Genomic DNA, 14,969 nt, shown 5'->3' with positions numbered 1-14,969 from the left:
ATCTGGTAATCATCTCTGCCCAATGGCGTGCGGGATCTGTTAGTTGGCTTGAACGCCCGCTCAACTAGTTGTGCTTCTACAAGCACCAAGGAGACTGAAAAAGTGACGACCCGTATTGGTATCAACGGCTTTGGCCGTATCGGCCGCAACTACTTCCGCGCAGCACTCGCACAGGGCGCTGACCTCGAGATCGTTGCAGTCAACGACCTCACCAGCCCCGAGGCGCTGGCCCACCTCTTCAAGTACGACTCCGTAGGCGGCCGCCTGAAGGAGACCATCGAGGTCAAGGACGGCAACATCGTCGTCAACGGCAACGTCGTCAAGGTCCTTGCCGAACGCGATCCCGCCAACCTCCCCTGGGGCGAGCTGGGTGTTGACATCGTCATCGAGTCCACCGGTTTCTTCACCAAGGCTGCTGCCGCGAAGAAGCACATCGACGCCGGCGCCAAGAAGGTCCTGATCTCCGCCCCGGCCTCTGACGAGGACATCACCATCGTGATGGGCGTGAACCACGAGCTGTACGACAACGCCAAGCACCACATCATCTCCAACGCTTCCTGCACCACCAACTGCCTCGGCCCGCTGGCCAAGGTGGTCAACGACGAGTTCGGCATCGAGCGTGGCCTGATGACCACCGTCCACGCCTACACCGCCGACCAGAACCTGCAGGACGGCCCGCACAACGACCTCCGCCGTGCCCGCGCCGCCGCCATCAACATGGTCCCCACCTCCACCGGCGCGGCCAAGGCAATCGGCCTGGTCCTTCCGGAACTCAAGGGCAAGCTGGACGGCTACGCCATCCGCGTTCCCGTCCCCACCGGTTCCGCGACGGACCTCACGGTCACCGTTTCCCGCGAGACCACCGTTGAGGAAGTCAACGCAGCGCTGAAGAAGGCGTCCGAGTCCGAGGCACTCCAGGGCTTCCTGACCTACACGGATGAGCCGATCGTCTCCTCCGACATCGTCGGCGACCCGGCGTCGTCGATCTTTGACTCCGGTTTGACCAAGGTCATCGGCAACCAGGTCAAGGTTGTTTCCTGGTATGACAACGAATGGGGCTACTCGAACCGCCTTGTCGACCTCACGGAGCTCGTCGCATCCAAGCTGGGCTAGGGTTAGACACATGACATTCCACACCCTCAACGAACTGATCGCTGATGGTGTCCGCGGGCGGTACATTCTGGTCAGAAGTGACCTGAATGTGCCGCTCGACGGCTCTGAAGTGACTGACGACGGCCGCATCAAGGCCTCCCTGCCAGTACTGACGAAGCTCACGGACGCCGGTGCCCGCGTGCTGGTCACAGCCCACCTCGGCCGCCCCAAGGGCGCCCCGGAAGAAAAATACTCCCTCAAGCCCGCCGTGACGCGGCTGGCTGAGCTGGCGTCCTTCAAGGTCGCCTTGGCCGGGGACACCGTTGGTGCTTCGGCCAAGGAGCTTGCCGCTTCGCTGCAGGACGGCGAAGCGCTGGTTCTTGAAAACGTCCGTTTCGATGCCCGTGAGACCAGCAAGGACGGCGCCGAACGCGGCGCCTTCGCGGACGAACTGGTGGCCTTGACCGGGGATAACGGCGCGTTTGTGGATGACGCCTTCGGCGCCGTCCACCGCAAGCACGCCAGCGTGTACGACGTCGCCACACGGCTGCCGTCGTACCAGGGCGACCTCGTGCACACCGAGGTCGAGGTGCTGCGCAAGCTCACCACGGAGACCCAGCGGCCCTACGTCGTCGTGCTCGGCGGTTCAAAGGTCTCGGACAAGCTTGCCGTCATTGACAACCTGATCGGCAAAGCGGACACCATCCTGGTAGGCGGCGGAATGCTGTTCACCTTCCTCGCAGCCGAGGGTCACAAAGTGGCCGGCAGCCTGCTGGAAGAAGACCAGATCCCCGTGGTGCAGGACTACCTGAAACGGGCGGCGGACGCAGGCACCGAGTTCGTTGTGCCCACGGACGTTGTAGTCGCGGCCAAGTTCGCCGCGGACGCCGACCACGAGACGGTCAGCGCGGACGCCATCGAAAGCAGCAGCTTCGGCGCACAGGGCATCGGCCTGGACATCGGACCCGAATCGGCAGCAGCCTTCGCCAGCCGGATCAAGGGTGCCAAGACCGTGTTCTGGAACGGCCCCATGGGTGTCTTCGAATTCGAAGCATTTGCCGGCGGCACCCGTGCCATCGCGCAGGCGCTTACTGAAGCGGATGCCTTCACTGTGGTGGGCGGCGGTGATTCCGCAGCCGCCGTCCGTACGCTGGGCTTCGCTGACGACCAGTTCGGCCACATCTCCACGGGTGGCGGCGCCAGCCTGGAGTACCTCGAAGGCAAGGAACTGCCGGGACTCAGCGTCCTGGACCGCTAGATCCTCCAGCCGGCAGGGCGCCCCGCTGAAATAGCCGGGGCCCTGCCGGCTGTTTCCATCATCAGCCCCTTTTGGACAAGCACTTTTTGGAGAACACGTGACAACGTCAACGAACGGCAAGTTCGACCGCACGCCCCTCATCGCCGGCAACTGGAAGATGAACATGGACCACGTCCAGGGCATCACCCTGCTGCAGAAGCTGGCCTGGACCCTGTCCGATGCCAAGCATGACTACAGCCGCGCGGAAGTTGCCGTCTTCCCGCCCTTCACCGACCTCCGCGGCGTCCAGACCCTGGTTCAGGGTGACGAACTGGAGGTTGTCTACGGCGGCCAGGACCTGTCGCAGTTCGATTCGGGTGCCTACACCGGTGACATCAGCGGCCAGTTCCTCAACAAGCTGGGCTGCAAGTACGTCCTGGTGGGCCACAGCGAACGGCGCACCATCCACAACGAGTCCGACGAAGTCCTGAACGCCAAGGTGAAGGCTGCCTTCCGCCACGGTGTCACCCCGGTGCTCTGCGTCGGCGAGGGCCTCGAAATCCGGCAGGCCGGAACGCATGTCCAGCACACCCTGGACCAGCTCCGTGCCGACGTTGAGGGCCTTGGCGCTGAAGAAGCTGCTGAACTCGTGGTCGCTTACGAACCCGTCTGGGCCATTGGCACCGGTGAGGTTGCCGGACCGCAGGACGCCCAGGAAATGTGCGCAGCCATCCGCGCCGAACTCGTCAGCCTCTTCGGTGACGAGGTCGCCGCCAAGGTCCGCCTGCTCTACGGCGGTTCGGTCAAGGCCAACAACGCCGCGGCCATCCTCAACGAACGCGACGTCGACGGCGTGTTGGTGGGCGGGGCCAGCCTCGATCCCGCGGAGTTTGCTAATATTGTCAGGTTCGAGAGTCACCTGCTGACGGATTAGTCCGGACACAGGCGTGACCCCCGCAATCATCAACTTCTGAAAGGCCGTCGTGGACGTTCTTCATGTCATTCTGCAGATCCTCCTGGGCATCACCAGCCTCCTGCTGACGCTGCTCATCCTGCTCCACAAGGGACGGGGCGGCGGTCTGTCGGACATGTTCGGCGGCGGCATGAGCTCTGGCCTGAGCTCGTCCGGCGTGGCCGAGCGCAACCTCAACAGGTTCACGATCATCCTCGGGGTCACCTGGGGCGTTGTTATTATCGCGCTCGGCCTGCTGATGCGCTTCTCCGGCGGCGGCGACTCCTAGCAGCCGCTTTTCCGGACGAAATCGGGACCGGGAATTTTCAAGGAATTTACACATTCCCGGTACTAACGGCCCTGCCGCCGTCGGGAACTCCGAATTACACTGTGGCTGTTGGTGTCCAAATACCGGTCAGTCGAGTAGCCAGGAGTTCCCGATGGTGCATGCTGCTTCAGGGTTCCGGGGAACCCGTGTGGGGGCGTCCGAGGGGTCGGCCCCCAAAATTCAGCCAAACGACGTCGTCGGTGAACGCTTGCCGCGTATTCGTGTTTCCTATTGGTGCGCCAAGGGACACGAGACGCGGCCAGTTTTCATTAAGCTCCCGGAAGACCAAATACCGGCGGTCTGGGACTGCCGCCGCTGCGGAGGCCTGGCATCGCGGGACGAGACCCGGGTCGAGCTCCCGCATCATGCGGAGGAGGGCTACAAGAGCCACCTCGAGTACGTTAAAGAGCGGCGCTCCAGCCAGGACGCCGAAGACGTGCTGGCTGGAGCGCTGGAGCGGCTAAGAGCCCGCGGGACCTTTACGGACTAGCTGCTCGGGAACCCTTGCGGCTGCATTCTCATCGATCAGCCACAGCGTCTGTGACCGTCCGGCCGGCCCTGCCGCCGGAACCTGAACCGGGTTGGCGCCGGCCAGGGCGAGCCCCACGGCGCCGGCCTTGTCCTCGCCCGCAACAACCATCCAGACTTCGCTGGCCGTGTTGATGGCACGGAGGGTCAAGGAAATCCGTTCGGGCGGCGGTTTCGGCGAATTCCGGACCCCCACGACCGTGAGCTCCTTTTCCCTGATGCCTGCCTGCTCAGGGAACAACGAAGCCACGTGGGCATCCGGCCCCACACCAAGAAGGACCACGTCGAACCGGGGAAGTGCCCCCGGGTTCTCGGGACGGTCATCGGACATGTCCGCAGCATGCTCCGCCGCGGCTGCCTCGGCAAGGCGGCGCGCATAGTCAGCGGCAGCCTCCTCCGGCGTGGCGAAGTCGTCCGTTGAACCCGGTTCGTGCACCCGTTCCGGGTCAACCGCTATGCGGGACAGCAGGGCCTCACGGGCCTGGAGCGTGTTCCGGTCGTTGTCGGTGCCGCCGACGAATCGCTCGTCGCCCCACCAGAAATTCACCTTGGACCAGTTCACGGCCGGAGCCGCCGCGGAGTCGGCCACCGCCTTGAGCGTTCCGATCCCCACAGTGCCGCCTGTAAGCACCACCGTCGCCTCACCGTGTTTGTCCTGGACGTCCACGAGCTTGGTGATGAGCCGCGCTGCGATGGCCGCCATCAATACGGATGAGTCGGGGTGGATGCTTACTCTGGGATCAGCGCTCACTGGGACGGACACTCCTTAGATTTGTACGGGGCAGTCCAATAGTAATCACTTCACCGAACACTTCGTCGGGATCCAGGCGGCGGAGTTCTTCGGCGAGGCAGTCCCGCAGGCTGCGGCGCGGCAGCGAGATGCGCTGCGCCGGCTGGCCCGGCTGGGTCAGTTCCGCTACGGACAGGCCGGGTCGGAAGAGCTGGACGTCGCCGCTGGCGCGGCTGAGCCGGACGCGGCGGATCCCGGTTCCGGCGGGGTCGGCCACGATGGTCACGGGCGCGTCCAGGGCCAGTGTCAGCCAGGCTGCCAGCAGGAGGGTGCTGGGGGAGTCCGAGGCGCCCTCGACGGCGACGGCCGTCACGGGTGAGGAGTCCACCTGGTCCAGCACTGCCGCGAGCTGGATCCGCCAGTTGGTCAGGCGGGTCCAGGCGAGGTCGGTGTCGCCGGCCTTGTAGGTGTTGCGGATGTTATCGAGCGCCTTTTGCGGGTCCTCCTCGTTGGCCGAGTCGGTGATCCGGCGGTGCGCTATCCGGCCGATGGAGGTCTCACATGCGCTCTTCGGCGCACCGTGCGGCCACCAGGCCACGATCGGGGCGTCCGGGAGCAGCAGCGCCGCGACGAGGGATTCGCTTTCCTCGGCGAGCTCGCCGTATCCCCGCAGCACGATCACTTCGGAGGCACCGGCGTCGCCGCCCACCCGGATCTGCGCGTCCAGGCGTGTCGGGGCCTGGGCGCCGGCGTCGGCCAGGACGATGATCCGGCAGGGGTGTTCCCGGCTGGCTTCGTTGGCCGCTTCGATGGCCTCCTCTTCGAGCCCGGACTTGGTGACGACCACGAGGGTCAGCACCCGTCCGAGCGCGATCACGCCGCCCTGCTCGCGCAGGGACATGATCTTCTTGGAGATGGCTGAGGTTGTTGTATCGGGAAGATCTACGATCATGGCCTTCTCCAGGTTCGTCCGTCACGGGCCAGCAGCTCATCGGCCGAGGCGGGCCCCCAGCTTCCGGGGGCGTAGGGCTCGGGCTGTTCACCCAGGCTGGCCCAGTACTCTTCAAAGGGATCCAGGATCTTCCAGGACAGTTCCACTTCCTGGTGCCGCGGGAACAGCGGCGGCTCACCGAGAAGCACGTCCAGGATCAGCCGCTCATAGGCTTCCGGGGACGATTCGGTGAACGAGTGGCCGTAGCCGAAGTCCATCGTCACGTCGCGGACTTCCATCTGCGTGCCCGGGACCTTGGACCCGAAACGGATCGTTGCGCCCTCATCGGGTTGGACCCGGATCACCACGGCATTCTGGCCGAAGTCATCCTCCCCGTGGTCGCGGAAGAGCAGGTTGGGGGCGCGCTTGAATACGACGGCGATTTCCGTCACCCTGCGTCCCAGGCGTTTGCCGGCACGCAGGTAGAACGGCACCCCGGCCCAGCGCCGGGTGTGGATGTCCACCCGGACCGCGGCATAGGTTTCCGTCGTGGAGTCGGCGGGAATGCCTTCCTCCTCCAGGTACCCGAGCACCTGCTCCCCGCCCTGCCAGCCGCCGGCGAACTGCCCGCGCGCCGAGTGCGTGGACAGGTCGTCCGGGAGCTTGACCGCGGCCAGGACCTTTTCCTTCTCGGCCCGCAGGTCATCGGCGTTGAAGGAAATGGGTTCCTCCATCGCCGTGAGCGCCAGGAGCTGGAGCAGGTGGTTCTGGATGACGTCGCGGGCCGCGCCCACACCGTCGTAATACCCGGCCCGGCCGCCGGTGCCGATGTCCTCGGCCATGGTGATCTGAACATGGTCCACGTAGTTCGCGTTCCACAACGGTTCGAACAGCTGGTTCGCGAACCGCAGCGCCAGGATGTTCTGGACCGTTTCCTTGCCCAGGTAGTGATCGATCCGGAACACCGCATCCGGCGGGAACACGGACTCCACGATGTCGTTCAGCTGCCGGGCCGACTCGAGGTCGTGCCCGAACGGCTTTTCGATCACCACCCGCCGCCACTTATCACCCTCGGCCTGCGCCAGGCCATGCTTGGACAGCTGCCGGCAAACCTGCTCGAACGCCTTCGGCGGGATCGAGAGGTAGAACGCGTGGTTCCCCCGCGTTCCGCGCTGCTCGTCCAGTTCATCGATCGTGTCGCCGAGCCGCTCAAAGGCGTCATCGTCGTCGAACTCGCCCTGGACAAACCGGATGCCCTCCGACAGCTGGTTCCAGACCGCTTCGTCAAACGGGGTCCTGGCGTAGGCCATCACGGCCGCCTTGACCTCGGCGGCGAAGTCCTCGTTCTCCCACTGCCGCCGGGCGAAGCCCACCAAGGCAAAACTCGGCGGCAACAGCCCCCGGTTCGCCAGGTCATACACGGCAGGCATGAGCTTCTTGCGGGCGAGGTCGCCGGTCACTCCGAAGAGGACCAGCGAGGAGGGCCCGGCAATGCGGTTAAGCCGGCGGTCCCGCGGGTCCCTCAGCGGGTTGCGGCCCCGCCCAGCAGATTTCCTGCTGCCGATTTCAGTTTCTGGCATGGTTGCTTCGGTGCCTTAGCTTTCAGTGTGGGATGCTGCCTGGCCGGCGAGCTCTGAAACAATGTCCTGCAGCTGCTTGACGCCGGCAGCGCGGTCCGTGAGGTGCAGGCGGAGGACGGGACGGCCGTGTTCGGTGAGAACCTGGGCGTCGCCGGCGGCCTGCGCCGAGATCAGTTCACCGAACGTGAACGGCCGCTCCGGGATGGACAGGTCCGTGGGGGAGTCGGCAGTTACCTGCAGGAACACGCCGATGGCGGGTCCGCCCTTGTGGAACTGGCCGGTGGAGTGGAGGAAGCGAGGGCCCCAGCCGAACGTCACCGGACGCCCGGTGGCTGCCGCGAGCTGGTCGCGGACCCCTTCGAACGGGGCGTATGCGAGACGGTCGAAGTACGCCTGGACGCTGAGGTAGCTGTCGTCGGCAAGCTGCGAGAGTAGTGCGGAGACGGCCGCGGACGCCGTTGAGGCGTCACCCAGCCAGTCGCCGCCGCGGACCTCGATGGCGCCGTCGACGAAATTGGCGGGGGTCGGCTCGGGCTGTGCGTCCAGCAGGCCGCGGGCTGCAATCTTGGCGGCCTCCACGTCCGGCTGGTCGTACGGGTTGATGCCCAGAAGCCGGCCGGCCACCGCCGTGGCGAATTCCCACACCATCATCTGCGTGGCCAGGCCGCCGGCAATGGCAACCTCGTTTTCGCCGAGCTGCACGTCGTCGGCGTCGGCCGCGACCAGGCGCACCACCAGGATGTCAGCGGCACCCGAAGTGACCTCCGGTGCCGACGGACCGGCCACGACGGGCAGGACGCCGGTGCCGAGCTTGCCGGTGGATTCGGCGATGAGCTGTTCTGCCCAGTCGGCGAAGCCGACGATGCCGGATCCGTCTTCCGCAATGACGATCTTGTTGCGCAGCGGGCTGGTGCCGCCAAGGGCTGCTCCCAGGGCGAGGCCGATGTTCTCGGGTGCGTCCTCATTGAGGATTTCGGCTGCCTCTTCGGCTTCATCCAGGAACGCCTGGATGTCCACTCCGGCCAGGCCGCAGGGGACCAGTCCGAAGGCGGTCAGTGCCGAGAAACGGCCGCCGACGTTGGGGTCGGCGTTGAAGACGGCGCGGTAGCCCGCCTCCCGTGAGGCCTTGTCCAACGGTGAGCCGGGATCGGTGACGATCACGATGCGGCTCTTGGCATCGATGCCGGCGTCGGTGAAGGCCTGCTCGAAGATCCGACGCTGGGAATCGGTCTCAACGGTGGATCCTGACTTGGACGAAACCACAATCGCGGTTTCGGCAAGGCGGTCCACCAATGCAGCACTGACCTGCTCCGGGTCGGTGCTGTCAAGCACAGTCAGCTCGACGCCAGCGGTGCCCGCGATGACCTCAGGTGCCAGCGAGGAGCCGCCCATGCCGCAAAGGACAATACGCGTTACGCCTTCGGCCTTCAGTGCATCGCGGAGTTCCAGGATGCCGCTGACCAGCGGCTGGGAGACGGTGGCCGCCTCCACCCAGCCCAGCCGGATAGCGGATTCCTGTTCGGCGTCCGGACCCCACAGGGTATGGTCCTTCGCGAAAATCCGGGTGGCAATGCGGTCTTCCAGCAGTGCTGGGAGGTGCTGCTCAAGTGCCTCGCGGGCTGCGCCGGTGGCGTCGTAGCTGAGTGTGCTCATGATGGGTTAGGAAGCCTTCCGTGCAGAGGCCAGGGCGTCTTCGACGTCACCCAGCAGTTCCTTCCAGCTGGCCACGAACTTGTCCAGGCCTTCCGACTCAAGCAGCGCCACGACCTCGTTGTAGGAGATTCCCAGTGCGTCGAGGGCGTTCAGCGTCGCATTTGCGTCGTCGTAGCCGCGGGTGACGGTGTCGCCGGTGACGACGCCGTGGTCAAAGGTGGCATCGAGGGTCTTCTCCGGCATGGTGTTGACCACGCCGGGTGCGACGAGCTCCGTGACGTAGAGGGTGTCCGGGTAGGCCGGGTCCTTTACGCCGGTGGAGGCCCACAGCGGACGCTGCGGCAGGGCGCCGGCTTCGGCCAGCAAGCCCCAGCGTTCGGTGGAGAAGAGCTCTTCGTAGACCTGGTAGGCCAGGCGGGCGTTGGCCAGTCCGGCCTTGCCCTTGAGGGCCTTGGCCTCGTCGGTGCCGACGGCGTCGAGGCGCTTGTCGATTTCGGCGTCCACGCGGGAGACGAAGAAGGACGCGACCGAGTGGATCTTGGAGAGGTCGTGGCCGTTGCCCTTGGCCTGCTCCAGGCCGGACTGGAAGGCGTTGATGACGGCGCGGTAGCGCTCCAGCGAGAAGATCAGCGTGACGTTGACGCTGATGCCCTCAGCCAAAGTGGCCGTGATGGCTTCGAGGCCTTCGAGGGTTGCCGGGATCTTGATCAGGACGTTGTCCTTGTTGACCTTCTTGTAGAGGTGCTTCGCTTCGGCGATGGTGCCGGCGGTGTCCCAGGCGAGGCGGGGGTCCACTTCGATGGACACGCGGCCGTCAACACCCTTGGTTGCGGCGGCGACGGGCGCGAACAGGTCGCAGGCGTCGGCAACGTCGGTGGTGGTGATTTCGAAGACGGTCTCTTCAACAGTGGCGCCGGCTGCTGCCTGGGCTGCGATCACGGTGTCGTAGTCGTGGCCGGTGGTGATGGCGGCGTGGAAGATCGACGGGTTGGTGGTGACGCCAACGACGTTCTTCTCTTCGATGAGCTTGCGAAGGGTGCCGGTCTGCAGGCGGCCGCGGGAGAGGTCGTCAAGCCAGATCGAGACGCCGGCGTCCGAGAGCTGCTGGGTGGGGGTAGTCATGTCATTAACTCCTGGAAATCATGGGTTCCGGGGGACCTGGGTCCCCCGGAACCGTGGTGTTGGATCAGTTGGCGAGACCTGCGAGGGATTCCTTCGCGGCGGCGGTGACTGCTTCGGCGGTGATGCCGAATTCCTGGAAGAGGCGCTTGTAGTCGGCGGAGGCGCCGAAGTGCTCGAGGCTGATGGAACGGCCGGCGTCGCCAACGAATTCCTTCCAGCCCAGGGCCAGCCCGGCTTCCACGGACACGCGTGCCTTGACGCCGGCCGGGAGGACGGCCTCGCGGTAGGCGGCGTCCTGCTTGTTGAACCACTCGACGCACGGCATCGACACCACGCGGGTGGGGATGCCTTCGGCCTGGAGGGCTTCGCGGGCGTTCACGGCCAGCTGGACCTCGGACCCGGTGCCGATCAGGATGACCTGGGCGTCCGCGGTCTTGCCGTCCTTGGACGCTTCGGCCAGGACGTAGCCGCCCTTGGCCACGCCGGTGACGGCACCGAAGGTGTCACCCTCGGCGTCGCCTTCGCCGCGGGCGTAGGTGGGAATGTTCTGGCGGGTCAGGACGATGCCGGCCGGGTTCTCGTGGTTTTCGAGCATGACCTTCCAGGCTGCGGCGACCTCGTTGGCGTCACCGGGGCGGACAACGTCCAGGCCCGGAATGGCGCGCAGGGATGCCAGCTGCTCCACCGGCTGGTGGGTGGGGCCGTCTTCGCCCAGGCCGATGGAGTCGTGCGTCCAGACGTACAGGGACGGGACACCCATCAGCGCGCCGAGGCGGATGGCCGGGCGCTGGTAGTCGGAGAAGATCAGGAAGGTGCCGGAGAACGCGCGGGTCTTCCCGTGCAGGGCGATGCCGTTCACGATCGAGGCCGCGGCGTGCTCACGGATGCCGAAGTGCAGGACCCGGCCGTAAGGGTTGCCCTTCCACGCATCAGTGGAGCGGGAGACCGGGATAAATGACGCCGAACCCTCGATGGTGGTGTTGTTGGACTCCGCGAGGTCGGCTGAACCGCCCCACAGTTCCGGCATGACCGGGCCGATCGCGTTCAGGACCTTGCCCGACGCGGCGCGGGTGGAGACATCCTTGCCGGCTTCGAACACCGGCAGGGCGCCGTCGAGCTCGACGGGCAGCTTGCGGGCCTCGACCCGTTCCAGAAGGGCTGCACCCTCCGGGTTCCCGGCCTGCCATGCTTCGAAGGAGTCCTGCCATTCGGCGCGGGCGGCTGCACCGCGGTCCACTACAGCGCGGGCGTGGGCCAGCACCTCCTGGTCAACCTCGAACGTCTTTGCGGGGTCAAAGCCCAGCACGTTCTTCAGTGCCGCGACTTCCTCGGCACCCAGGGCCGAGCCGTGGATCTTGCCGGTGTTCTGTTTCTTCGGGGCCGGGTAGCCGATGATGGTGCGCAGCGACACGATCGAGGGCTTGGAGGTCTCTGCCTTCGCGGCGATCAGGGCGGCGTACAGTTCCTGCACGTCTTCCTTGTATTCGCCGGTCTTGGTCCAGTCCACACGCTGGACGTGCCAGCCGTAGGACTCGTAGCGCTTGAGGACGTCCTCGGTGAAGGCGACGTCGGTGTCGTCTTCGATGGAGATGTGGTTCTCGTCGTAAACAACAACAAGGTTGCCGAGTTCCTGGTGGCCGGCCAGCGAGGAAGCCTCGGAGGTCACGCCTTCCTGGAGGTCGCCGTCGGACGCAATGACCCAGATGGTGTGGTCGAACGGGGACTCGCCGGCGGGAGCGTCGGCGTCGAACAGGCCGCGTTGGCGGCGCTGGGAGTATGCGAACCCGACCGAGGAGGCCAGGCCCTGGCCCAGCGGGCCGGTGGTGATCTCCACACCGGCGGTGTGCTTGTACTCCGGGTGCCCCGGTGTCAGCGAACCCCAGGTGCGCAGCGCCTTCAGGTCATCGAGTTCCAGGCCGTAGCCGGAGAGGAACAGCTGGATGTACAGCGTCAGTGACGTGTGGCCGGGAGAGAGGATGAACCGGTCGCGGCCGATCCAGTCCGGGTTCTTCGGGTCATGGCGCATCAGCTTCTGGAAGAGAAGGTACGCGGCCGGTGCAAGGCTCATCGCGGTGCCGGGGTGGCCGTTCCCTACTTTTTCGACCGCATCCGCGGCCAGAATGCGGACCGTATCAACGGCTCGCTGGTCCAAACTGGTCCATGACAGTTCTTGCTCTTCCAAATGTGGCACGAAAACCGGGCCCCTCTCTGTGCTGACGGCAGGTGGTACGAACAGGCCGGAGCGGGGGCACGCATGTTGGTGCCCGCTGCGGTTAGTACCAGCCGTTCACCATTGAAACGTTGATCTTCATTCAGTCGCGTTCGAGATTCCGGGAATGCGCATTCCATTGGCATTCCTTGCGTGCTGATCTGCAGACAGCTTAGCCCCATTCCAAGGGCTGGTCAGCGTGTATCTCACTAAGTGGACTGATTTTCCTTATATGAATCACCGAGGGCGGCAGGCACCGTGAGGATCGGTTAACCTGACGGAATCATGGGGGCTTTGGACGCCCGGGAGCCACGGTATGATATTCGGAGGCCACCGCCGGAGGGAGCGGGCCCGTTTTGGGCCGCCGCCGCTGCGAGAACCAGCCGGACTGAACAGCCAGACAGAACAGAGTGACTGCCACCGTGAGCACAACAGATACGCCGCTGAACGCCTCCCGGCTCCCCGGAAAGATCGGGATAGCCCGCAAAGCCAAGGCGTACCTGGCCCTCACGAAACCGCGGGTCATTGAACTGCTCCTCGTGAGCACGCTGCCTACCATGATCTACGCCGAGCGCGGATTCCCTTCCATCGGCCTGATCCTGGCCACGCTTGTCGGCGGTGCTTTCGCGGCAGGCAGTGCGGGCGCCTTCAACTGCTACCTCGACCGTGACATCGACAAGCTCATGCACCGGACCGAGAACCGCCCCCTCGTCACCGGAGAAGTGACTCCCCGCGAGGCGCTGGTGTTCTCCTGGCTGCTGGGGGCCGCCGCAATCGCGATCCTCTGGTTTGGCGCCAACCCGCTGTCGGCCTGGCTCGGCCTCGGGGCCATCGTCTTTTACGTGGTCATCTACACCATGATCCTTAAGCGCCGCACGGCCCAGAACATTGTCTGGGGCGGAGCAGCCGGATGCTTCCCGGTGCTGATTGCCTGGGCCGCCGTGACCAACACGGTCGAGTGGCCTGCCATCGTCCTGTTCATGGTGATCTTCCTCTGGACCCCGCCGCACTACTGGCCGCTGTCCATGCGCTACGGCGAGGACTACCGCAACGCCAATGTGCCGATGCTCGGAGCAATCGCCGGTGCAAAGGTCGTCTCGGTCCAGGTGGTCCTGTACGCGTGGGCCATGGTTGCCTGCTCGCTGCTGCTGGTTCCTGCAGGCGGGGCGGGCTGGGTCTATACCGTCACCGCCGTCGTCGCCGGCGCCTGGTTCCTGTACGAATCGCACGCCCTGTACAACCGGGCCCAGGGTGGCGACGTCTCCAACAAGGGAGCCATGAAGGTGTTCCACGGTTCCATCAGCTACCTGACCCTGCTCTTCATTGCACTGGCCGTGGACCCCTTCGTGGGTTCAGCCATCATGGGCTAGGTCCCTCTCCCACTTCGACTTCCCGCCGGTCAACCCCGGACCCTCTCTCACTACCTGCCGCTTTCTCCCGGACCCTCCCTCACCCCAAGGTGAGGGAGGGTTCTGTCGTCCGGCCATGAGTGCGAGAGGGTCGTCGAAAGGACCGCAGGAAGTGAGCGAGCGTCGCCGGGTGCGGCGGGGCAAAGAGAAACACCCCGGTCCTTACGGTCCGGGGTGCTTCTCAGGGCTGTACAGCTGAGCGGGAGGCGTCTTACGTGACGGCCTCGTGCCGCAGCACCGCCAGTTCTTACTTGGCCGGGCTGAACCGTGCGATGTCCGCGGCGTTCGTGGCGGCGCTCATGAGCAGCGCGGCGCCCAGCATGTGGGCGCCCACCAGCAGGGCGGGAATGCCGTTGTAATACTGCGTGAAGCCGATGGCCGCCTGCAGCACAGTGACTCCGAGCAGCAGCAGCACTGCGGTGCGGAAGGGGCCTTGGATCCGGTCCCGGAACACAAGGAACACGCCGAACAGTGCTCCGGCGGTGACGAGATAGGCCGGCACAGCGTGGATGTGGGAGAAGAGATCCCAGTCAAGGCCGTTTCTGGGCGCGTCCGCATCGCCCGCGTGCGGTCCGGCGCCCGTCACCACCACGCCAAGGGTCACGGCGACGGCGGAGAACAGGGCGACGGCGGCCATCACCGGACGTGCGGCTCCCGGGAGGGCGGGAAGTCCGACGGCGGGGAACCGTCCCGTACGGCCGTACACCCTGTTGACCAGCAGGGTGGCGATAACAACGAGGGCCATCGAGACCAGGAAGTGCAGGCCCACAACCCAGGGGTTGAGCTGGGTGAGAACCGTAATGCCGCCGATGACTGCCTGTGCCGGGATGCTGGCCAGCAGGCCCAGGGCCAGCAGGAACAGGTCCCGGCGCTCTTTGCGCAGGTTCCACAGGTACACCAGCATCAGGACTGCGATTGCGGCCAGGGCGAACGTCAGGAGCCGGTTTCCGAATTCGATGAAGCCGTGGATGCCCATCTCCGGCGTGTTGACCAGTGACACGTCAGTGCAGCGGGGCCAGGTGGGGCAGCCGAGTCCGGACGCGGTGAGGCGGACCGCGCCGCCGGTCACCACAAGCACCGTCTGCCCGATCAGTGACAGGACGGCCAGCCGTCGGACGGTCGAGTCGACCGTAACGGGGAGCTTGGACGTCATGCGTCCTAGGATTTGGGGGAGGCGCGATGCCGTACTCACGGTTTT

Annotated in this window: 13 protein-coding genes; 6 read left to right on the top strand and 7 right to left on the bottom strand. The window is 65.5% G+C overall.

What is annotated here, in order from left to right; genetic code table 11:
- Positions 1–102: 102 nt before the first annotated feature.
- From gap to BS38_RS0102040, 5 genes are all read left to right on the top strand, one after another.
- Positions 103–1,113, top strand: a complete 1,011-nt coding sequence (gap, locus tag BS38_RS0102060) for a type I glyceraldehyde-3-phosphate dehydrogenase (protein ID WP_028269301.1) — start codon at positions 103–105, stop codon at positions 1,111–1,113.
- Positions 1,114–1,123: 10 nt separating this feature from the next.
- Complete coding sequence (locus BS38_RS0102055) at positions 1,124–2,350, top strand: phosphoglycerate kinase (RefSeq protein ID WP_028269300.1); 1,227 nt, start codon at positions 1,124–1,126, stop codon at positions 2,348–2,350.
- 97 nt (positions 2,351–2,447) lie between these two features.
- Positions 2,448–3,263: a triose-phosphate isomerase gene (gene tpiA / locus BS38_RS0102050; protein ID WP_028269299.1), complete on the top strand. Its 816-nt coding sequence runs from the start codon at positions 2,448–2,450 to the stop codon at positions 3,261–3,263.
- A gap of 49 nt (positions 3,264–3,312) precedes the next feature.
- On the top strand, positions 3,313–3,570 hold the full coding sequence (gene secG / locus BS38_RS0102045; RefSeq protein ID WP_028269298.1) for a preprotein translocase subunit SecG: 258 nt from the start codon (positions 3,313–3,315) through the stop codon (positions 3,568–3,570).
- 151 nt (positions 3,571–3,721) lie between these two features.
- Positions 3,722–4,099 (top strand): RNA polymerase-binding protein RbpA, encoded by a 378-nt coding sequence (locus BS38_RS0102040; protein WP_028269297.1) that lies wholly within the window; start codon positions 3,722–3,724, stop codon positions 4,097–4,099.
- Here the strand turns inward: BS38_RS0102040 and pgl are convergent.
- The 6 genes from pgl to tkt all read right to left on the bottom strand — a co-directional run bounded on the left by pgl (position 4,070) and on the right by tkt (position 12,335).
- Positions 4,070–4,888, bottom strand: a complete 819-nt coding sequence (gene pgl, locus BS38_RS0102035; protein ID WP_028269296.1) for a 6-phosphogluconolactonase — start codon at positions 4,886–4,888, stop codon at positions 4,070–4,072. The genes BS38_RS0102040 and pgl overlap by 30 nt on opposite strands.
- Positions 4,878–5,819 (bottom strand): glucose-6-phosphate dehydrogenase assembly protein OpcA, encoded by a 942-nt coding sequence (locus BS38_RS0102030; RefSeq protein WP_028269295.1) that lies wholly within the window; start codon positions 5,817–5,819, stop codon positions 4,878–4,880. The genes pgl and BS38_RS0102030 overlap by 11 nt, the downstream gene beginning before the upstream one ends.
- Positions 5,816–7,378 (bottom strand): glucose-6-phosphate dehydrogenase, encoded by a 1,563-nt coding sequence (gene zwf, locus BS38_RS0102025; RefSeq protein ID WP_028269294.1) that lies wholly within the window; start codon positions 7,376–7,378, stop codon positions 5,816–5,818. Before zwf ends, BS38_RS0102030 begins: the two co-directional genes overlap by 4 nt.
- 15 nt (positions 7,379–7,393) lie before the next feature.
- Entirely contained in the window at positions 7,394–9,031 is a 1,638-nt protein-coding gene (locus tag BS38_RS0102020; protein ID WP_028269293.1) for a glucose-6-phosphate isomerase, read from the bottom strand.
- 6 nt (positions 9,032–9,037) lie between these two features.
- Positions 9,038–10,153 carry a transaldolase gene (tal, locus tag BS38_RS0102015; RefSeq protein ID WP_028269292.1) on the bottom strand — a complete coding sequence of 372 codons (1,116 nt, stop codon included), beginning with the start codon at positions 10,151–10,153 and terminating at the stop codon, positions 9,038–9,040.
- A 64-nt stretch (positions 10,154–10,217) separates the two neighbouring features.
- A complete protein-coding gene (tkt, locus tag BS38_RS0102010; RefSeq protein ID WP_028269291.1) occupies positions 10,218–12,335 on the bottom strand; it encodes a transketolase in 2,118 nt (705 codons plus the stop codon).
- Between the two features lie 437 nt (positions 12,336–12,772).
- Here tkt and BS38_RS0102005 point away from each other — a divergent pair, with 437 nt between their 5' ends.
- Positions 12,773–13,732, top strand: a complete 960-nt coding sequence (locus BS38_RS0102005; protein WP_028269290.1) for a heme o synthase — start codon at positions 12,773–12,775, stop codon at positions 13,730–13,732.
- Positions 13,733–14,018: 286 nt separating this feature from the next.
- On the opposite strand, the gene BS38_RS0102000 is transcribed toward BS38_RS0102005, so the two are convergent.
- Complete coding sequence (locus BS38_RS0102000; protein WP_028269289.1) at positions 14,019–14,963, bottom strand: COX15/CtaA family protein; 945 nt, start codon at positions 14,961–14,963, stop codon at positions 14,019–14,021.
- Positions 14,964–14,969: the final 6 nt, after the last annotated feature.

Source organism: Arthrobacter sp. UNC362MFTsu5.1 (assembly GCF_000685965.1).
Lineage (GTDB): Bacteria > Actinomycetota > Actinomycetes > Actinomycetales > Micrococcaceae > Arthrobacter.
The sequence above is the reverse complement of the archived record's forward strand: the minus strand, read 5'-3'. Positions and strand labels throughout refer to the sequence as shown.

Coding starts and splice junctions, on each gene's coding strand:
- BS38_RS0102055 (WP_028269300.1), top strand. CDS start 1,124: ATGACATTCCACACCCTCAACGAACTGATCGCTGATGGTGTCCGCGGG.
- BS38_RS0102040 (WP_028269297.1), top strand. CDS start 3,722: ATGGTGCATGCTGCTTCAGGGTTCCGGGGAACCCGTGTGGGGGCGTCC.
- BS38_RS0102030 (WP_028269295.1), bottom strand. CDS start 5,819: ATGATCGTAGATCTTCCCGATACAACAACCTCAGCCATCTCCAAGAAG.
- zwf (WP_028269294.1), bottom strand. CDS start 7,378: ATGCCAGAAACTGAAATCGGCAGCAGGAAATCTGCTGGGCGGGGCCGC.
- BS38_RS0102020 (WP_028269293.1), bottom strand. CDS start 9,031: ATGAGCACACTCAGCTACGACGCCACCGGCGCAGCCCGCGAGGCACTT.
- tal (WP_028269292.1), bottom strand. CDS start 10,153: ATGACTACCCCCACCCAGCAGCTCTCGGACGCCGGCGTCTCGATCTGG.